20 protein-coding genes are annotated in these 19870 nt (G+C 45.9%); 6 read left to right on the plus strand and 14 right to left on the minus strand.

Annotated elements, in window-relative coordinates; genetic code table 11:
• Positions 1-53: 53 nt before the first annotated feature.
• Both CHH91_RS14440 and CHH91_RS14445 read right to left on the minus strand, forming a co-directional pair.
• Positions 54-734 (minus strand): response regulator, encoded by a 681-nt coding sequence (locus tag CHH91_RS14440; RefSeq protein WP_038564508.1) that lies wholly within the window; start codon positions 732-734, stop codon positions 54-56.
• A 173-nt stretch (positions 735-907) separates the two neighbouring features.
• The gene (locus CHH91_RS14445) at positions 908-2047 is read right to left on the minus strand and encodes a sensor histidine kinase (protein WP_095224155.1); all 1140 of its coding nucleotides are present in this window, start codon (positions 2045-2047) and stop codon (positions 908-910) included.
• A gap of 138 nt (positions 2048-2185) precedes the next feature.
• Between CHH91_RS14445 and CHH91_RS14450 the strand changes: the two genes are divergently transcribed.
• Entirely contained in the window at positions 2186-2818 is a 633-nt protein-coding gene (locus CHH91_RS14450) for a YigZ family protein (protein ID WP_095224156.1), read from the plus strand.
• Between the two features lie 53 nt (positions 2819-2871).
• Here the strand turns inward: CHH91_RS14450 and nagB are convergent, their stop codons facing one another.
• Complete coding sequence (gene nagB / locus CHH91_RS14455; RefSeq protein ID WP_095224157.1) at positions 2872-3627, minus strand: glucosamine-6-phosphate deaminase; 756 nt, start codon at positions 3625-3627, stop codon at positions 2872-2874.
• A complete protein-coding gene (gene nagA, locus CHH91_RS14460) occupies positions 3621-4787 on the minus strand; it encodes an N-acetylglucosamine-6-phosphate deacetylase (protein ID WP_095224158.1) in 1167 nt (388 codons plus the stop codon). Before nagA ends, nagB begins: the two co-directional genes overlap by 7 nt.
• A 139-nt stretch (positions 4788-4926) precedes the next feature.
• Between nagA and CHH91_RS14465 the strand changes: the two genes are divergently transcribed.
• Positions 4927-5649 (plus strand): GntR family transcriptional regulator, encoded by a 723-nt coding sequence (locus CHH91_RS14465; protein ID WP_095224159.1) that lies wholly within the window; start codon positions 4927-4929, stop codon positions 5647-5649.
• 316 nt (positions 5650-5965) lie between these two features.
• Here the strand turns inward: CHH91_RS14465 and CHH91_RS14475 are convergent, their stop codons facing one another.
• Entirely contained in the window at positions 5966-6469 is a 504-nt protein-coding gene (locus CHH91_RS14475; protein WP_286160795.1) for a VanZ family protein, read from the minus strand.
• 176 nt (positions 6470-6645) lie between these two features.
• Here CHH91_RS14475 and CHH91_RS14480 point away from each other — a divergent pair, with 176 nt between their 5' ends.
• Positions 6646-7242 carry a class D sortase gene (locus tag CHH91_RS14480; protein WP_095224161.1) on the plus strand — a complete coding sequence of 199 codons (597 nt, stop codon included), beginning with the start codon at positions 6646-6648 and terminating at the stop codon, positions 7240-7242.
• A gap of 27 nt (positions 7243-7269) precedes the next feature.
• Here the strand turns inward: CHH91_RS14480 and lhgO are convergent, their stop codons facing one another.
• Positions 7270-8451: an L-2-hydroxyglutarate oxidase gene (gene lhgO / locus CHH91_RS14485; RefSeq protein ID WP_095224162.1), complete on the minus strand. Its 1182-nt coding sequence runs from the start codon at positions 8449-8451 to the stop codon at positions 7270-7272.
• A gap of 15 nt (positions 8452-8466) precedes the next feature.
• A complete protein-coding gene (locus tag CHH91_RS14490) occupies positions 8467-9162 on the minus strand; it encodes a FadR/GntR family transcriptional regulator (RefSeq protein WP_095224163.1) in 696 nt (231 codons plus the stop codon).
• A 233-nt stretch (positions 9163-9395) separates the two neighbouring features.
• On the opposite strand from CHH91_RS14490, the gene CHH91_RS14495 reads away from it, so the two are divergent.
• Positions 9396-10673: an Nramp family divalent metal transporter gene (locus CHH91_RS14495; RefSeq protein WP_095224164.1), complete on the plus strand. Its 1278-nt coding sequence runs from the start codon at positions 9396-9398 to the stop codon at positions 10671-10673.
• 122 nt (positions 10674-10795) lie between these two features.
• The gene (locus CHH91_RS14500) at positions 10796-12073 is read left to right on the plus strand and encodes a cation:dicarboxylate symporter family transporter (RefSeq protein WP_095224165.1); all 1278 of its coding nucleotides are present in this window, start codon (positions 10796-10798) and stop codon (positions 12071-12073) included.
• A gap of 22 nt (positions 12074-12095) precedes the next feature.
• On the opposite strand, the gene CHH91_RS14505 is transcribed toward CHH91_RS14500, so the two are convergent.
• The 4 genes from CHH91_RS14505 to CHH91_RS14520 are packed head-to-tail and all read right to left on the minus strand — an operon-like array spanning position 12096 to position 16351.
• On the minus strand, positions 12096-13148 hold the full coding sequence (locus CHH91_RS14505) for a DUF871 domain-containing protein (RefSeq protein ID WP_095224166.1): 1053 nt from the start codon (positions 13146-13148) through the stop codon (positions 12096-12098).
• 51 nt (positions 13149-13199) lie between these two features.
• Positions 13200-14576, minus strand: a complete 1377-nt coding sequence (locus CHH91_RS14510) for a PTS transporter subunit EIIC (protein WP_095224167.1) — start codon at positions 14574-14576, stop codon at positions 13200-13202.
• Between the two features lie 14 nt (positions 14577-14590).
• Positions 14591-15481, minus strand: a complete 891-nt coding sequence (gene murQ, locus CHH91_RS14515) for an N-acetylmuramic acid 6-phosphate etherase (protein ID WP_095224168.1) — start codon at positions 15479-15481, stop codon at positions 14591-14593.
• Between the two features lie 9 nt (positions 15482-15490).
• Positions 15491-16351 carry a MurR/RpiR family transcriptional regulator gene (locus tag CHH91_RS14520; RefSeq protein ID WP_095224169.1) on the minus strand — a complete coding sequence of 287 codons (861 nt, stop codon included), beginning with the start codon at positions 16349-16351 and terminating at the stop codon, positions 15491-15493.
• Between the two features lie 337 nt (positions 16352-16688).
• On the opposite strand from CHH91_RS14520, the gene CHH91_RS14525 reads away from it, so the two are divergent.
• Entirely contained in the window at positions 16689-16940 is a 252-nt protein-coding gene (locus CHH91_RS14525; RefSeq protein WP_095224170.1) for a hypothetical protein, read from the plus strand.
• A gap of 151 nt (positions 16941-17091) precedes the next feature.
• Here CHH91_RS14525 and CHH91_RS14530 read toward each other — a convergent pair whose 3' ends face one another.
• From CHH91_RS14530 to CHH91_RS14540, 3 genes are read right to left on the minus strand one after another with little or no spacing between them, the layout of a single operon-like run.
• Positions 17092-17799: an ABC transporter ATP-binding protein gene (locus CHH91_RS14530; protein ID WP_095224171.1), complete on the minus strand. Its 708-nt coding sequence runs from the start codon at positions 17797-17799 to the stop codon at positions 17092-17094.
• Positions 17796-18584 (minus strand): ABC transporter ATP-binding protein, encoded by a 789-nt coding sequence (locus CHH91_RS14535; RefSeq protein WP_095224172.1) that lies wholly within the window; start codon positions 18582-18584, stop codon positions 17796-17798. The genes CHH91_RS14530 and CHH91_RS14535 overlap by 4 nt, the downstream gene beginning before the upstream one ends.
• Positions 18565-19866, minus strand: coding sequence for a branched-chain amino acid ABC transporter permease (locus CHH91_RS14540; protein ID WP_095224173.1), 1302 nt, complete (start codon positions 19864-19866; stop codon positions 18565-18567). Before CHH91_RS14540 ends, CHH91_RS14535 begins: the two co-directional genes overlap by 20 nt.
• Between the last annotated feature and the right edge of the window lie 4 nt (positions 19867-19870).

Consider the following 19870-nt stretch of genomic DNA (forward strand, 5'->3'; position numbering starts at 1 on the left):
CTCTCCATCAGAAAAACAAAAAAAGCCCGGGCTTTATCACCCGGACTTTCACCTTACAATACTTCGACCCAGCCGTTGCGGATTGCTGTTACAACTGCTTGTGTACGGTCATTGACATTCATTTTTTGCAAGATATTACTAACGTGGTTCTTGACTGTTTTTTCACTGATATACAGTGCTTCCGCTACGCCGCGGTTGCTCTTTCCGTCAGCAAGCAGCTGCAGAACTTCACATTCCCGGCGTGTAAGCAGATGCAATGGACGGCGGTGTTCGCCGATTTTGCTGGAAATGGATGAGTTGCTTTCCTCTGAAAGGCGTCGGTATTCCTTCACAAGATTATGAGTGACTTTCGGATGCAAATAGGATCCGCCTTCACTGACGACCTTGATGGCATCAATCAGAGAATCTGCATCCATTTCTTTCAGCAAATACCCTTGTGCGCCAGTTTTCAAAGCATGTGTTACGTAGTTTTCATCATCATGGATCGAAAGTATGATGACGTTGATATCTGGACGGTGTTTGATCAAGTCAGCTGTTGCTTGTACACCGTTTGTAGTCGGCATATTAATGTCCATCAGTACGACGTCAGGATTGAACTTTTCAACAAGCTCAAGTGCCTCTGACCCGTCGTCTCCTTCTGCTACAACCTGGAAAGCCGGTTCGAATTCCAGGATGCGTTTGACACCCTCTCGAAATAGCTTATGGTCGTCAATCAATAATATTCCAGTACTCATGTGTTCGCTCCTCCTACAAGTTCTTGTCATTTTCATCTTTTGCTGTGTGCTCTTAGAAATTATGAGTAAGTTGTCAATATAAGTGCGTTAACAAGTCCCGTCTAAGCGGTTGACATTACATGCTTCTAATTATAAGCATAATTACCTGATTACCGCCACTTATATCCTTCTTTTTATCCTTCTGTAAGTGGTACCTTGATTAGGACTCGGGTCCCTTTTCCGATTTCGGAATGGAAGGCAATGGAACCATTCAGCATCTCAACACGCTCGCGCATCCCGATAATTCCGAATGAGTTCTCTTTCTTCACTGTAACATCGAAGCCCTTTCCATCATCAATAATGCTAATAACTACCAAGTCCTGCATTACTTCCAGGCGGACCTTGATTGTACTTGGTTCTGCATGCTTGACTGCATTCTGGACTGCTTCCTGGGTAAGACGGAACAATGCCACCTCATACTTCGGATCCAGACGCTTTTCTGCCTTTAATGCTGTGAAATCAATATGGATGTTATTGAATTCTTCGATATTGGCCAAGTACTTCCTAATCGTAGGCAGCAAACCGAGATCATCCAGCGCCATCGGGCGAAGGTCATAAATGATGCGGCGCACTTCGTACAGAGAGCTGCGGACCATCTTACGCATATTCTGGATCTCGAGCAGCGCTTCCTCTGTACTCCTTTCTCGGAAAGTACGGTCAACAAGTTCGGATCTGAGCAGGATATTCGCAAGCATTTGAGCTGGGCCGTCATGCATTTCCCTGGAGAGCCTGCGACGTTCTTCCTCTTGTGCTTCAATGATTTTCAAACCGAATTCCTGCTTCTCCTTCGCATCGATAATGAGCTGGGAAACTTGTTTGAAATCGTCATTCAAATAATTGAGGACCACACTGATCTTGCCTACCAGACCTTCTGCACGCTTCATCTTCAGTTCCAGCCCCTGCAATCGGCGCTGAATCTCATCACGGCGTTCACGCAGAAGCTTTTCCTTTTCACGGGACATGCGTAGCTCAATCTGCAGCTTATGGGTCTGCTCGTACACTTCCCGGATCTCTTCTTCCGAATAACGATCAAAATCACGGCTCACATCAGACAAACGCATTTTGGAATAGCGGACTTTCTGCTCCAGCTGATCTCCTTCCTTGATCATATCACCCACTTTTTCCTTTGTGAGCTGCAGATCAGCAAGAAGCTGCTCATATTCCATGCGTGACTCTTCCCCTATGTAAAAAATCTCATCCTTGCTGTTCTCGACAGCTTCCACCATCTCATTGATGATCCGGTCGAGCGCTTTGTCTTCGATTTTTTTACCCATTTCATTTCTCCAATCTTGTATGCTATATCATTCGAATTACCCAACTGCTTTATGGGGTTTGCGGGATACTTTTCTATGTAATTCGTCATGTTTTCTGCTATCTTTATATAATGAGTGCTCAAGGAGGTAAAATGCAAGATGCTTACAACTTATTTTACCGTAAAATCGGAAGGTTCACACGAAATTGTCATCCAAAAATCCCGTTTTATCGGTCACGTGAAGCGCGTTGAGACGGAAGAAGAAGCAATCAGCTTCGTTCAGAAAATCAAGAAAGAGCATAAAGACGCCACCCATAACTGCTCAGCCTATATGATCGGCGAACACGACCTGATTCAAAAGGCAAGTGATGATGGCGAACCGAGCGGAACTGCTGGTGTGCCGATTTTGGAAGTATTGAAAAAGAAGGGCTTGAAGGATACTGCTGTTGTCGTCACGAGGTATTTTGGCGGCATTAAGCTTGGAGCTGGCGGTCTGATTCGTGCTTATTCCGGATCTGCTGCCCAATCGATCGACGAAATCGGTGTCGTAAAACGGCAGCTCATGCAGCTTGCAGAGATTCATATCGACTATACACTTCTCGGGAAAGTCGAAAACGAACTGCGGCAATCTGCCTATACATTGCGAACCATTGATTATGCTGACCGCGTCGTGCTGCACGTCGCCTTGCGATCTGGACAGGAAGAGGAGTTCCAAGCAAATGTTACAGACATGACAAATGCACAGGCAGAAATAACATTTGGCGGTCAAGAATATATAGAAGAAGATGTGTAAAAGTCAGCGCGACTTCTACACATCTTTTTTTCGACAAAATATTACCCGGGAAATCAATCTCCTGTATGATAGTCCGCTGCCTTCAAACCGCTTAGTGCACCCTGATCCGCGATGATGGTGACATTGGGATGCTCTTTAATGATGGATGCAGGGAATGCTTCGGTTTTATCACCGTATACTAGCCTTTCCAATACAGAAGCTTTTTGTTCGCCTGCCACAAGCAGCAGCAATTCTTTACTTTCCATTATATTTTGGATACCCATCGTGATGGCATGTGTCGGAACAGCTTCTAAGCTGGGGAAAAAGCGGGCGTTCGCATTTCTGGTCGTCTTGTCCAGCTCCACCACATGGGTCCGCTGCTCAAACGGTGTATGTGGTTCATTGAAACCGATATGCCCATTCAAACCAATGCCGATCACCTGTAAATCAATACCGCCTGCTTTTTCAATCAGCTCCTCATAAGCCTGACACGCTGCATCCATATCATCTGCTCTACCATCCGGGAGATGCGCTTTTTCTGGAGACAGGTCAATATGGCGGAACAGATGCTGGTTCATATAATGTGCATAGCTATTCTCGTCATTTGACTGGAGTCCTACATATTCATCCAGATTGAAAGTTTCAGCTTCTGCAAAAGAGATACGTTTTTGATTATACATCTCGATAAGTGCGTCATACATGCCTTCCGGTGTTGATCCGGTTGCAAGCCCAAGCACAGCATCAGGTTTTTTAGAAAGCTTCTCAGCAATACGCTCGGCAGCCATTCTGCTAAGCTCGTTATAATCCTTTGCTTTTTCCATTGTCAGCATGATTCTTCCTCCTTGTGATAAGCCAAGTTCCCCCTGCAATAGGTTGCTTGCAATGTCAGCTGGTCATCCAGCAGAACGATATCGGCGTCCTTGCCTATTTCGAGTGAACCTTTTCTGTCATAAATACCATACTGCTTGGCTGGATTCTCTGCCGTCATCTTGGCAATATCAGCAACAGAGACATTTACATATGCAGCCATATTCCGTATAGCATCCTTCATTTGCAGCATACTGCCGGCAAGAGTCCCATCAGGAAGCAAAGCTTTACCATCCTTCACGGTAACAGCTTGCCCGCCAAGATCATAAGTACCGTCTTCCAGCCCTTTTCCGCGTAAGGAATCTGTAATGAGAATCAACCGGTCAGAACCAACATTCTGGTAAATCAATCGAAGCATTTCAGGGGCTACGTGAATACCATCCGCTATCAGCTCGGACATAAGCGCTGGCAGTAAAAAACCAGCACCGACAGCTCCTATATCACGGTGGTGGATGCCATTCATCTGATTGCACAAATGAGTCAGCTGCGTAATGCCCTGTTCAGCTGCTTCCTTTATCTGCTCAAAAGAGGCATCCGTATGTCCTGCTGATACTGTGATCTGCTCCGAAGCAAGCAGCTGCGTCAGCTTATAGTCTTTGTCGTACTCTGGCGCAAGCGTCACTACCTTGATTTTATTCCCTGATAGCTTCTGCCACTTCTGGAAGAGGTCTGTATCAGGCTTACAAATGTGTGCAAGCGGCTGTGCTCCTGCTTTTACCGGATTGACAAACGGACCTTCCAGATGTACACCGATCAGTTCAGCTTCTCCCGCTTGATGTATATACAAACGCACTTGTTCCAGCGCAGTCTCAATTGCCTCTTTTTCCTGGGTGATGGTAGTAGCCAGGAAGGCAGTTGTTCCTTCATTCGGCAGCCAGGTAGCCATCTTGTGCAGACTTTCCTGTGTCGCATCCATCGTGTCTGCTCCTGCAGCCCCATGAATATGCCCATCGATAAAGCCAGGCAGTGCATATTGATATTTCCCATCAACTTCCTGATCATACTGCAGAGATGGCTTATCTTCTCCTATTTCTACTATTTCCCCATTCGTTATGCCGATATAACCCGTTACCAGCTTTTCTGGCAGGCATATTCGGACATTCCGAAGCAAGATGTCACCCATAGCAAGATTCCTTCTTTCCTTGATAGTATCAATAGCTTAGCACAAGGTATACACATTGTCTAACCATATAGACAATGTGTATACAATTAAAAATTGGCATGGTATACTAAGCAAAATATAACGACAGAGGAGCACCCACATGATCGATAAAAATTCACCCATTCCGCTTTATTTTCAGCTGGAGCAGGCGATCCGTGAGCGCATCGAGTCGGGCAGCTTGCTTCCTGGGGAGATGCTGCCGCCTGAAAGGCATTATACCGAGTCTTTAGGTATAAGCCGAATGACAGTTAGGCATGCAATGCAAGCCTTGATAGAAGATGGACTGCTGGAAAGAAGGCGAAACAAAGGTCTTTTCGTGAAAGTTCGTCCTTATCATCAATCTTTATCAAAATTGACAAGTTTCAGTGAAGATATGCAAGCCCGCGGACTCACTGCTTCGAGCAGTATATTGGAATGGAAGGAAATAAAATTGAGCAGCCTGGCTGCAGACAAGTTGCAAAAAGAAATTGGTTCCTCAGCGATCAGAATCAAACGTTTACGATCGGCAGATCAGGAACCGATTGCTGTCGAAACTATAACTTCCCCTCTGGAAATGGCTAAGGATCTGACAGAGAATAAGCTGGAGGAGAGCTTCTACGCTTATTTAGAAAGGGAAATGGGGCTGACACTTCATCGCGCCGAACAGGAAATTGAAGCTGATTTAGCGGACGAGTATTTGGCCGACTTATTGAAAGTAACACCCGGCGATGCCGTCCTGCGCATCCATCGCTTGTCCTATCTGGACGATGGCCAGCCCTTCGAGTATGTAACAAGCACGTATCGTGCGGATAAGTACACGTTCACAAGCAGCTTCTACCGTTAAGGGCACACAAAAAGAGCAGCGCCGGATTCCGGAACACTGCTCTTTTAACTTTGGCTTACTGTTCGATATGATTGTAGTTCTTGAATTAGCTTTGTCATCATGTCTTCCATATTGTTGATCTGTTTGTTTTCTGTCTGGGAGATCAGCTTTACTAGGATGCTCTTGTATATTTCCTGCTCTTTCACTATGTCACCTCGTTTGATAAATCGATACAATACGTTATGTACGTAATCTGAATCGTGTGAATCATAGTGAATATACCACATTTTTTGCAAAAGGATGTCTATTTTTGCCATAAATGAGGATTTTGTAGCAGTTATGATCGTTTCCAGTAGATCTGATACAGATTTCTGCTGATAATTACCACAAGCAGTCCCACACATGCACCGATTGTATCGATGACCACATCTCCAACATATGGTGTCCTGCCGGGTGTCAGGCTTTGATGAAATTCATCGAAGCAGGCATATAGGATCGAAATCACCAATGCTATTCGCAGTGACAAGCGATATTTCAAACCAAATCCCTTATAAAGCGCCGTAAATGCAAGAATTGCAAGGCAGAAATAGACACCAAAATGAGCTGCTTTCCTTATGAAGAATTCCACGACAGAGTATACTCCTACCGCCTGGACACTGACTTCCTGTCCATGATAGGTGAATTTGATAGGGGACAGGAATGGTTCAAGCGGACTTAAATCAATGTGGGAAGCAAGCATCGGCTTGATGTCCTGCTCCTGGTAAGGGGTGGCGGAAAATAGGAAGATGATGATGATGCAAGCCAGCGGCAGCATACCATAGACCCATTTTTTCAAACTCATCTTCTCCCCTCCCTTTTTCTGAATAAGATTCGATTATATCATAACAGCACATACAAAGGCAGCTCATCCTCTGCTTCACTTTACTAAACCTTTACACGAAACAGCTTCCGCGCTGGAAAATATTTATATATAATATAGTTTAGATAATATACAAGCTTGTACATAAAGGAGAACATATGAAACGATTCGCTGTCATACTAGTCGTTGCCGGGCTTTTGTTGGTAGGATATGGAGGATTTGAATGGTATACGACCGCAAAGGCACAGAAAGATTCCCTGTCCGATGCGAAATCGATGCTTCACGAAGCTCATGCAGCAGAGAAGCTGACACCTGAGCAAGCAGAAGAGGAAGCCAGCAGCTTCGAACCAGGCCAGGGCGATGTTGTTGGTGTGCTGCATGTACCGAAGCTGGATGCAGATTTGCCGATCGTTGAAGGTACAGATGCAGATGACCTTGACAAAGGTGTAGGCCATTATAAAGGAACTGCCTACCCGCTCCAAAATGACCAAATTGTCTTATCCGGCCACCGCGATACAGTCTTTCGCAATATGGGGGAAGTGAAAGTAGGCGATACCTTTGTAGTTGAAATGCCGTACGGCTCTTTCACCTATAAAGTTGAGAATACGAAAATCGTCGATAAAGATGATTTGACTGTTATCGTTCCAACTGCTCCAGAAGAAGTTTTAACTGTAACTACATGCTACCCGTTTTCTTATGTAGGCGATGCTCCAGAACGCTTTGTCTGGACAGCAGTACCTGTGGAAACAGAATAAACCGAGCAGCCTGGACTGCTCGGTTTTCTATTTCACTTGTTTCCAAATATATTTACCTATTTCCAGCGAAGCTGTCGCTGCTGGGGACGGCGCATTGCATACATGCAGTGTACGCTTTCCGCGGACCAGCTGAAAATCATCCACCAACCCTCCATCATGCTGCAACGCCTGTGCACGAACACCAGCCGGGGCAGCTTCCAGATCATCTGCTTCGATAGCAGGAATAAGCTCCTGAAGACTTTTCACGAACTGACTTTTAAAGAAGGATCGGAAGTACTCCGCCGCTCCCTGCCGGTAATACTTTCCGGCAAGCTTCCAAAACCCCGGAAAGCGCAGTGTATCAGCCACATCTGCAAAGGAGATATCTGTCTTTCGGTATGCCTCCCGTTTAAAACCGAGCACTGCATTCGGCCCTGCTTCTACTCCACCGCCGATCATCCGGGTAAAATGGACACCTAGAAATGGGAATGCCGGATCGGGCACAGGATAAATCAAGTGTTTGACATAGTGCCTAGCTTGCGGTTTAAGCTCATAATATTCTCCGCGGAACGGAACGATTTTCGTGTCAGTCATGTAACCAGCCGCTTTCGCGATTCGGTCACTGTGCAGACCTGCACAGTTGATGACATAGCTTGCTTGAAGCGAACCTGCTTTTGTGTGTACGACTGCTTGGTACAGCTTTTCCTCAATCTGCACCACTTCACTGCCAAGCAGGATCGTACCGCCCCTTGACTGAATTCGTTCTGCCAGCACATGACAAACTTGCTTATAATCCACAATACCTGCCTGCGGGACACGAATAGCCGCAATGCCATTCGCGTAAGGTTCGATTTGCTGTAACTGATCACTATCTATTTTCTCAATAGAAAGTCCGTTAGCCAGACCTCGGCGATACAGCTGATCCAATTGTTCCAGCTCTGCTTCTTTGGTCGCAACGATTACCTTACCGCATTGCTCAACTTCAATGTCTGCTTCCTGACAGAAGGCAAGCAGGCTCTCACTTCCCTGCTTTGCAAAAGCAGCCTTGAAGCTGCCAGGTTTGTAATAGATGCCCGAATGGATCACGCCACTGTTATGGCCGGTTTGATGCATCGCCAGCTCTGTCTCCTTTTCCAGGATAGCAATTCTCTTATCAGGTGCTTCCTGCAATATCGCATAGGCAGTGGCCAAACCAACGATACCGCCTCCAACAATAGCTATATCATACATCTGTATCGCCCCTTATTAGTCTTCAGGGGTTAGCTTCTTCTCGACATTCCGCAGATGAATCAAGCACTGCAGACGAGCTAGCTCTGCTTCCCCTGCCTGGATAGCTTCATAGATATTCTCATGTTCCTTGTAAATGATTTGCTTATTTCGTAAAAGATCTTGTTTTTCTTCAAATGACAACGCCAATGCTTTCTTATAGACAGTGTCCAGATTGGCAAAGGTCTGAATCATGACCGGGTTATGTGTCGCTTTCATCACAGCAAGGTGGAAAGCAAAATCAGCATTTCTCCCTTTAGTAGATCCAACACTGTCAACATCGACTTGCTTCATTAGTTCAAGTGCAGAGCGCATTTCATCCAATTCTTTCTCCGTACGTCGTTCTGCTGCCAGCATGGCTGCTTCCGGCTCAAGAATCTTCCGCATTTCGAAAAGATAGCGGAAGCTGGCAAGATTCGATTCATCTACCATCACTTGGTGGAAGAATTCACCATGAAATGCTTGTTCCACGTACGTGCCGCCGCCTTGCTTTGATGTAACGGCACCTTGTGCTTTCAACTCGCTCAATGCTTCCCGTATGGAAGCACGGCTAACGCCATATTTTTCACAGAGCTTCTTCTCCGTTGGCAGTTTGTGTCCCGGTTTGATATCTCCTTCCACTATTTGTTCCAATATTTCAGCCGCAATACGATGCGCCACCTTCTCCTTTTTCATGTTGTATACTTCTTCTCCTTTTTTGTCTGACAAGTACTAACCTATAAAAATCACAAAATCTCTTTTTCCATCCTGTTTGTTGACTCAAAATTGTTGATATATCTAGGTTTCTCTGACTCAATCATTATTCTATCATTCCTTTTGTAATCATCAAGGATTTTTTGCCTTACAAATTTATCTTGCCAACACCTGTCTTTTATGTTTACAATCACAGTAGCGAAGGGGGTACGTGTATGGAAAACGAAAACAAATCGTTGGCGCCCGCCAGTCCTACTCCTCCGAAAACCTTCGGCCAGAAGCTCCGCAATGTCGGACCTGGCTTCGTCACCGCAGCAACGGGCGTCGGAACAGGCGATCTTATCGCAGCTCTTGTAGCCGGATCAGGCTTCGGCATGATGCTCGGCTGGGCAATCATTTTAGGTTCTATCATCAAATATTTCCTCACCGAGGGGGTCGGCAGATGGCATCTCGCAACTGGCAAGACCATCCTGCAAGGCTGGCACTCCCTTGGTAAATGGGCAACCGGCTATTTCGGTGTCTACGCAATTATCTGGGGCATCCTTTATGGTGCCGCAGCAGGATCCACGAGTGCATTGATGATGCGTTCGATGTTTCCGATCATGCCGCTTTGGGCATGGGCCATCGTCCATCTTCTCGCAGGATTTGCCTTGATCTGGACAGGTAAATACATGCTGTTCGAGAAAGTGATGCTCTTCTTCATCGGTATCATGTTTGTCACAGTAGTAGGAACTGCAGTTATCTTGCTTCCTGATATCGGGAATATCGTTCAAGGTATTGTCATACCGAAAATGGATGCTGGAAGCTTCTTGCTTGTCATGGGTCTGATAGGCGGCGTCGGAGGAACGATTACGATGGCTTCCTATGGCTACTGGCTGCAGGAGAAGAAGTGGCAAGGAAAAGCTTGGGTTTCTATGATGCGCGTCGACAACAGCGTCGCCTACATCGTAACTGCCATCTTCACACTTTCCTTGATGGTCATCGGGGCAGAGTTCTTGCACAGCTCCAATATCCAGATTAATGGAGAAGAAGGCTTAATCACACTGTCCGGCATGCTTGGAGAGGAATTCAACGGGGTTGTTTCCTGGATGTTTATGATCGGTGCATGGTCAGCTGCATTCTCCTCGTTAATCGGTGTATGGAATGGCGTTCCATACTTGTTTGCGGATTTCATCCGTACCATTCGAAAAAAAGGGCAGTCAGAAGACAAACCTGTCTCCGAAAAAGATCCTGCTTATCGTTTTTATCTTGTTTGGCTTACATTTCCGCCAATGCTGTTGTTATTCTTCGGCGAACCGGTCGGACTTGTATTGATTCAAGGAGCACTGGGAGCATTGCTCATGCCGTTCCTGGCAATTACACTCATATGGCTGCTCAACTCGAAGCGCGTTGAACCAGATTACAGGAATGGCTGGATCACAAATGGCGTATTGGGGATCAGTATTTTGTTATTCGGTGCATTAATGGTCAACGAATTAATCAATTTATTCTGATTCGCCAGGGGAGGGCACATCTGTGTCCTTCCTTTCCTTGTCAGGAAAGTTGACATGATTCTAGTAAGCTATGCTATTATTACACTTATGGATTTATTAATCTTACAACGTGGGGGTACAACATGAAGCGTTTTAAAATTGGACTAGCCTACCAGATTTTAATTGGTTTAGTGCTAGGTGTTATTGTTGGTTCAATCTTCTACGGCAATGAAACTGCCGTTAGTATTCTACAGCCTCTTGGCGATTTATTCTTACGCGCGATCAAGATGATTGTTATACCAATCGTTATCGCCTCTATCATTGTTGGTGTTGCAGGTACTGGTGATGGTAAATCGGTTGGTAGACTTGGATTTAAAACACTCGTCTACTTCGAAATCGTTACAATCATTGCATTAGCAATCGGCCTTACTTTTGCGAATGTCTTCCAGCCCGGCGAAGGTATCAACCGTTCCGAGCTAGAAACAACAAGCATTTCTCAGTATGAAGAGACTGCCGAGACACAAGAAGATCGAACTATCGTGGATACGATTCTTGAAATCATCCCGACGAACGTCTTCCAAGCAATCGGTGAGGGCGATATGCTCGCTATCGTATTCTTCTCCGCTCTATTCGGCCTTGGTGTAGCAGCCATCGGTCAAAAAGGACAGCCTGTACTGAACTTCTTCGAAGGCGTCAGTCAGACCATGTTCTGGGTAACGAACCTTGTTATGAAATTAGCGCCAATCGGTGTATTCGGACTTATCGGTGTTACCGTTTCGAAATTTGGTATTTCGTCTTTAGTTCCATTAGGTAAACTTGCACTTGTAACATATGGTGCGATGGCATTCTTCATCCTTGTCATTTTCACTATCATTGCTAAGATTGTAGGCATCAACTTGTTCAAGATGCTGAAAGTATTGAAAGATGAGCTATTGCTTGCATTCTCCACTTCCAGTGGTGAAACAGTATTGCCTCGTGTCATGTATAAAATGGAACGCATGGGTGCACCAAAATCCATTGTTTCCTTCGTACTGCCGACTGGTTACACATTCAACTTGGATGGATCAACCATGTACCAGGCACTTGCGTCTCTATTCATCGCACAGATGTATGGTATCGATTTGACTATCTGGGAGCAGCTCGGAATCATGGCATTGCTGATCGTTACATCCAAAGGTATCGCAGCGGTACCTGGGACAAGCTTTGTCGTATTGCTTGCAACATTGAGCTCTGTAGGATTGCCAGTCGAAGGACTTGCTTTCATCGCTGGTATCGACCGTATCCTTGATATGGGACGTACTGTGGTAAACGTTGTGGGTAACAGTCTTGCTGTTATCGTCGTTTCCAAATGGGAAGGCAAATTCAATTTGAATAAAGAGTACTTGAACAATGGCGGTTCTGAAGAAGTAAAAGTAGGCTGAGGATTTTCCTCGCCTACTTTTTTTATACCCATATGATCTTAAAATGCCTGCTGCCTTCAATATAATTCAAAAGCGGCACATCCTCTGATACAACCTGTCCGATCACATTGACTTTATCGTCTTGCGGCAAGCTTCTCCTAGTGATTTGGATTTCACCTTTGTAACGCATATACAGATCGTTATCGATGGTTATGCTGCCTTCGTTTCGTTCGATACAGTTGAAAGGTGGCACATCTGCATCCTCGAACATCCCGCTCATCCGGGACTCCTCTGATCGGATTACATCCCGAGCCCGATCCGGACGATTATGTGTCCCTTTTTCCAGTAAATGATGCGCTTCCGTTAATTCCCCATAAGGTTGCGCACGAAGTGTAATCGTAGTTGATGCATCCTTCAGCTGCATCAAAGCCCCATCTGTCACATCTGGATCTCCAATCAGGATTTTGTCCACATTGTACACTTTCAGTTCGGTGAAGGCTGCATACGTTCCATACATACGATGCTGTTCCAATGTTGGCAATCCTAAATGAAGCGGTCCTCGAAGATTACGGTCGCCTGGTACGAATGCTTGCACCTTCAAGCCATATGATTGAAACAGCTGATTCTTCGTCAGAAAATCACCGAGTGCAAGCCCTGTTTCCGGCCGAGGATAAAAATTATGCCAAACTTCTGTGTGGGTAGTACGCAGCCCCAGTTGAATAAGTCGCTCTAGCTGGCCTTTTGTAAGTGTACTAGCATTCAAAGCGACCTTCATCTTTTGAGATAAGCGGACAATAACATCATCCTCAATCCCGTAATCTATCCGTAAACCTGTCAGTCCCCAATCCAATACCGTTTCTGCAGTATCCCAGTCCAAATCGAGCTTTTCCATCGAAGCCGTTGAAATATCCGCAATCAACTCCATATCCAGGGCAGAAGCAATGGAACCAAGAAGCTGCAGTTTTGTTCGATAAGCGGAGGCATCTTCCTCCGGGATGTGAAGCGATGTAAACAAACTCCGGAAGCCAGCTGCATGAAATCGCCTGATTTTTTCTTCCTCTATCCGTTCCTGCAAATACACAGATATCCCTAACACCCTTATCCCTCCTATGTACAAAAAAGGCGTCCTAAAGACGCCCTTTTATAGTTATATATCCTTTGCCATGTCTTCCTTAAACCCGAAGAAGTACGTAAACACGAAACCGGCAATATAAGCGACAAATATACCAATCAAATACTGCAGGTACTTTCCTTCTGCGATGAGCGGCGTTAAAGAAAGTCCGGAAACACCGATTGAAGTCGCCCCTGTCGCAAACAATGCCTGCGTAGCTCCACCGACAGCGGCACCAAGACAAGCTGTTAAGAACGGACGTCCGAGCGGCAAGGTTACCCCGTACAATAGCGGTTCACCGATACCAAGGAATCCGGCTGGCAAGGCACCTTTGATAATATTCCGCAGACGTTTATTGCGCGTTTTGACGAAGACAGCAATAGAAGCTCCGACCTGTCCACCGCCAGCCATCGCCAATACTGGAAGCAATGCTGTAAAGGTGAACGTCTGGATCAGCTCCATATGAATCGGTGTCAATCCATGATGCAAACCAACCATGACGAGCGGGAGGAAGAATCCAGCCAGCAAGGCACCTGCTACGACACCACCAACATCAAGGATAGCGTTGATTCCGGTAGTAATGCCATCTGACAGCACACCGGCAACCGGCATAATGACTAGCAAAGATGCAACGCCGACAAACAGAACAGTTAAGATAGGGGTAAAAATAATATCAATACTATTAGGCATGAATTTTCTTACACGTTTCTCAATGAAACTCATCAGCCAAGCTGCAAAGATGACGCCGAATAATCCGCCTCGGCCCGGAACGAGCGCTTCACCGAATAAGGTAATATTCGCCAGCGCTGGGTTGAACAAAATCATACCGGCAATGGCACCTAGTACCGGAGATCCGCCGAATTCCTTCGCTGTATTCCAACCGACTAGTATCGCTAGGAAACTGAACAAACTGCCGCCAATCAGCTGCAGGATCTGGATGATACTAAGCGTAGGATCCGCACCAGCATTGACAGCGAAGCTGACGCCTCCATTGATGATACCGGAAGCAATCAACCCAGGGATAAGCGGAATGAATATATTACCGATACGCTTTAATAGGAATTTGATCGGCGTTTTATTCTTTTCCTTCATGTTCTCCCGTTTGAGTTGGGCCTTTTCCTCGAAAGTTAGATTGTCAATTTCCGCAGCTTCTTCCCCGACACCGAGACCGGTGATTCGGCTGATTTCATCAGAGACTTTGTTTACAGTACCTGGTCCGACTACGATTTGAATCGTATCATCTGCCACTACGCCCATGACGCCGTCAATTCGTTTCAGAGCATCAAAATTCACCTTGTTATCATTCTTAACCCGTAAACGCACTCGTGTCATACAATGTGTCAATGAAACGACGTTCTGCTCTCCGCCAACTTCGCGGAGAATGTCTTCTGCCAATTGCTTCATCTTCGCCATTCTGATTCTCCCCTTTACGCTTTTATCGCTGAACGGACAAATCCCTCTGCATTAAGAAGCTTCGACTCTGCCTCCTCTTTTGTTACATCAAGCAGCAGCATGACAATCGCTGTCTTCACCTGACCGTCTGCTAGATCAAAAATCTTCTCAGCTGCATCATAGTTCGCACCAGTTGCTTCCATGATGATACGTTTGGCACGCTCCTGCAGTTTGTCATTCGTCGGCTTCACATCGACCATCAAATTTTTATATACTTTTCCGACACCTACCATACTGGCAGTGGAAATCATATTGAGCACCAGCTTTTGCGCTGTTCCAGCCTTCAGTCTTGTCGAGCCTGTCAGTATTTCCGGCCCTGTTTCTACCTCAATGCTGATTTTCGCATGTTTAGAAATAGCTGCATTTTTATTACAAGCAATGCTGACGGTTGCTGCACCTACGGCGGCAGCATAATCCAGCGCCCCGATCACATACGGTGTTCTGCCGCTTGCAGCAATCCCTATTACGGTATCTTTTGCTGTTAATCCAATCTCCTCCAGCTCTCTTGCACCAAGCTCTGGATTATCCTCCGCTCCCTCTTTTGCCTTTCGAAAAGCGGACATTCCTCCTGCCAGCAGACCTTGCACCATGTCATCGGGTGTACTGAAAGTCGGCGGACACTCTACTGCATCCAAAATACCAAGCCTGCCGCTTGTACCTGCACCAGTGTAAATGAGCCTGCCGCCAGCCTGAAATGTAGAGATCACTTGTTTCACTGCTGCTTCAATTTCCGGCAGCGCTGCCTCGACCGCGTCCGGTACTGTTCTATCTTCCTTATTCATCAGCTGCAGTACTTCCTTAGTGGAAAGCTGATCCAGCTTCATCGTACTTTCGTTGCGCTTTTCTGTCGTCAGTTTATCTAGCATTGTTTCCCCTCACTTTTGCTCTGTTTGGAATGCTTGCTGAATTGCCTGCCGTGATTTTTCCAATGCCTCGATCGTATGATCATAATCTTGTCCCGCCACTGCTGTGTAAATGATATCCATCAAGTACATTTGCACGATCCGAGAGCTAGTAGCCGCACTGCGGATGCGGGCTTCTTTTGCCACTGTGAACAGCTGAAGGTCAGCCAGCTCCTGCAGACGGTTAGGACCTAACTTTGTCATTACAATTGTCGTAGCTCCTGCTTCCTTCGCCTGTTTTAAGACAGGTAGCAGCTGTTCTGTTTCTCCGGAGTAACTGATTGCAAAAGCAACATCTCCATACGTCAGATTTGCTGCTGAAGCCAACTGCTGATGTGCATCACTGTAAGCCGTGCACCATTTGCCAATCCGGCCAAATTTCTGCTCACCATCCTGTGCGACAAGATAGGAAGCTCCAACTCCATAAAAATCAATTTTCCTTGCTCTGGAAATCATAGATACTGCTTGCTCGATTGCTGCTGCTTCATTTACCTGCATCGTCTGGCTAATCGATTGTGTATGCTTCTCGGCAATCGCCTCAATTAAGTGTGCAACAGAATCATTCGGCTTGATCTCACCAAACACATTTTTGTTACCGCTTTCATTTTGCAAATCTCCCGCAATCTTCAGCTTCAGTTCCCGGTATCCTGTCACACCGATTGATTTACAAAGACGGATAACGGCCGCCTCACTGGACCCGCTTTTCCCTGCCAGTTCCTGCACTGAAAGCTTTACCACTTCAGATGGATGAGCAAGTATGTAGTTGGCTGCATTCTTTTCAGAGGGCTTGATCGAAGGTAAGCTTTCTCGAAGCAGTGTTAAACCGCCCTTCACTGTCAGGATCACCTGCTTTCACATTTAAAATTTTAATTCATATTTAGATTATATTACTAAAATAAAATTTCATGAAGTGTTTTGTGAGAATTATTTACATATTTTTTCCTGCGCATGGTTAAGGGAATAGATAATGTGGATATTGAAAGTCGCTTACATAATTTAGACTTTTCAATCTTTAGTAACTTTTTCCTGTTTATAACAGCGTCCACTATTTGTTACCATCCTTATAGTAATGTTAAATTTCCTCTGTATGGTTCGGTACATCGAATGACAGACTGTTGTAATCTACTAAGTCTGCAGAAAAGGATCCCTTTAGATCAGGAGCTTTCAAATTATGCCTTTAAATAAGAAAGATTTAAATAAAGCAGTACGCTTTTCATTGCTTTTATACAGCACTTTAATAGGATTAGCCAGTACTATCTGTTTCATAACCGCTATCTTCTTCGTGATTCCACAGGAAGATTTACCTTATTTAATTGAACCCCTCGTAATGATGGCTGTGTATCTTTATGGGACTTGCGCCATTGCATTATTTGTACGTTCAAAATTTTTCAGTATGAAGAAGATAAATAATAAGGAACAATAATTATCTTCAGTAGATTGTGTGGTTAGTATATATAAATAGTTACATAATTTATGAAGTATAAATCTACGTGGTCATAAAAGTGAAGTTTAAATCCTATAGTGTAAAAGACAATAAATTCATAACAAAAGACCCGCCTCCCGGCGAGTCTTTCCTATGCCAAATACGCTTCCGTAATCGTCGGATCCGCCAGCAGTGTCTGGCCTTTGCCGCTGCGCCAGATGCTGCCGGTTTGGAGGACGTAGCCGCGGTGGGCGACTTTGAGTGCTTGGAAGGCGTTTTGTTCGACGAGCAGGATGGTCATACCGTCGTCGTTGAGCTCTTTGATGATGTGGAAAATCTGTTCGACAATGATTGGGGCTAAGCCCATCGATGGTTCGTCGAGCATGAGCAGGTCAGGTTCCATCATCAGCGCCCGGCCGATGGCTAGCATTTGCTGCTCGCCGCCGCTCATCGTACCGCCGAGCTGATGAAGCCGTTCCTTTACTCGCGGGAAATAGCCGAATACCTTCTCCATCCTTTGTTCAATCAGCTTTTTATCTTTTATCCCGAATGCGCCAATCTGCAGATTTTCCTTCACCGTCAGCTTCGGGAAGATCCTTCTTCCTTCCGGTACATGCGCTACACCAAGCTTCGTCGTCTGGTGGGCTTTTCGGGAGGTGATATCTTGGCCCTTATACATGACAGAACCTTCCTTTACTGGCATGAGTCCGCTGATAGTTTTCAGAGTAGTAGATTTGCCGGCTCCGTTACTGCCGATCAGCGTAACGATTTCCCCTTCCTCTACCGTCAGGTCAATTTGCTTCAGTGCTTGGATTGCGCCGTAAAAAGCAGTCACTTGTTTCAGCTCCAGATAGCTCATCCTTCCGCCTCCTGTTCCTCGGCCGCTCCCTTACCCAAATACGCCTCGATGACCTTTTTATCATGACGTACTTGGGCTGGCAGTCCTTCTGCAATCAATTCTCCATGGTCCAGTACATAAATATAATCCGAGATTTCCATGACGAGCTTCATATCATGCTCAATCAAGATGATCGTCATATCCATCTCTTGTTTGATTTTTTGGATAAGACCTGTCAAGTCCGCCGTCTCTTTTGGGTTCATACCGGCAGCAGGTTCATCGAGCAGCAGGACGGACGGCTTCGTCGCAAGCGCCCTGGCAATTTCCAAACGTCGCTGACTGCCATATGACAAGCTGGCAGCTTCATCATTGTAATGCTCTTCCAGTCCGACATATTCCAGCAGCCGATATGCTTCCCGTTCGGCTATTCGTTCTTCCTTATCCACTCCTGGCAAATGAAAGATCGTCCCGAAAATACCTGCCCTTAAATGTGTATGCATACCGACTAGTACATTTTCCAAAACCGTGATTGGGCCGAACAGGCGGATATTCTGGAATGTGCGGGAGATTCCTTTTTTAGCAACCGCATGTGGTTTTAGACCACCGATTGACTCCCCGCGCAGCTTGATGCTACCGGATGTTGGTTTATAAACACCAGTAATCATATTAAAAAAAGTTGTCTTGCCAGCGCCGTTCGGACCGATTACAGCTGTTATCTTATTGGCTTCGGCCCGTAGGCTGATTTCCTTATTGGCAGTCAATCCTCCGAATGTTTTGGTCAGTTTTTCAACTTCCAGTATTGCCATGTTCATCCTCCTTTGGTGCACCAACGGATTGCAGTCGTTTCTTCATGCCCTTCTCAGATAAAAATTTGCGTTTATCATATACGACATTCTTTGCCGGTATCAGGCCTTTCGATCGATACAATGCAAACAATATGAGCAATGCGCCAAAGAAGAAGCGCTGCATTTTCACCGGTGACATGGCATCCGGCAAGGTGATGATGCCTGCGGTGCTTAAGCTGTTGAACCACATCGTCAGTTCATTCAGCACTTGGGCATTCAGGATGGTCACGACGGCAGCACCGAGGATGACACCGGGCACACTCCCCATCCCTCCGAGCAGAACCATGACAAGAATATTGATCGATTGCAGCATCGTGAAACTGGTTGGGTCAATGAATGCTTGCTTGGCAGCAAAAACCACGCCCATCATACCAGAGAATGATGCGCCGATTGCGAAAGCCATCAGCTTCGTTTTTACAAGCGGGATGCCCATCGCTTGAGCTGCAATTTCATTTTCACGAACAGCTTTCCAGGAACGGCCCAGCTTAGAATGCTCCAGACTCCGGACTGCGAAAATGACGAAAAGCAAAATGAACAAAACGACAAAATAAATCTGGTTGGAATAAAGCAGCTCGATACCGAAAATCTTAGGTGGTGCGATCGAAGACAAACCTAGTGCACCATTCGTAATATTGACTGGCTGGTCCATGTTATTGAAAACGATCCGGATGATTTCCCCGAACCCCAGTGTAACAATGGCCAGATAATCACCTTTCACCCGCAGCACCGGGATTCCAAGCAGCACACCGAACAGCGCAGCAACGAAACAGCCGATGATGATGAAGATCCAGAAGCTGTTCCCCGATAACGGATACGTACCGAACGGCATGAAGTTGGACGCCTGTGCTGTGGCGAAAATACCGTATGTATAAGCCCCGACGGCAAAGAAGGCCACAAAACCAAGATCCAATAAACCCGCCATTCCGACGACGATATTCAAACCAAGTGCCATGCTGACATATATACCGACAAGCGTTGCTACATCCATGTATTCCTGATAAGCAGGTCCCTGCATCGCAGAAAATGGCAGGATGAAGAACATGATGGCAAGACCGATTGCCCACTTTGACCAGTTCGGCAGCTTGGTATAGTACAAGAGCAAAAACGATAACAGCAGCAGCAAAAATGCCGCGACCGAACGCTGTGCCAAGATCAAGCTAAGGGAAGTGAGTGCGATATAGCCGACTAAGAGCCCGAGCTGCAGCCACTTTTTCCCACGAATTTGTTCCAGGATTTTTTTCATATGT

Source organism: Virgibacillus sp. 7505, from assembly GCF_002272135.1.
Taxonomy (GTDB): Bacteria; Bacillota; Bacilli; order Bacillales; family Amphibacillaceae; genus Terribacillus.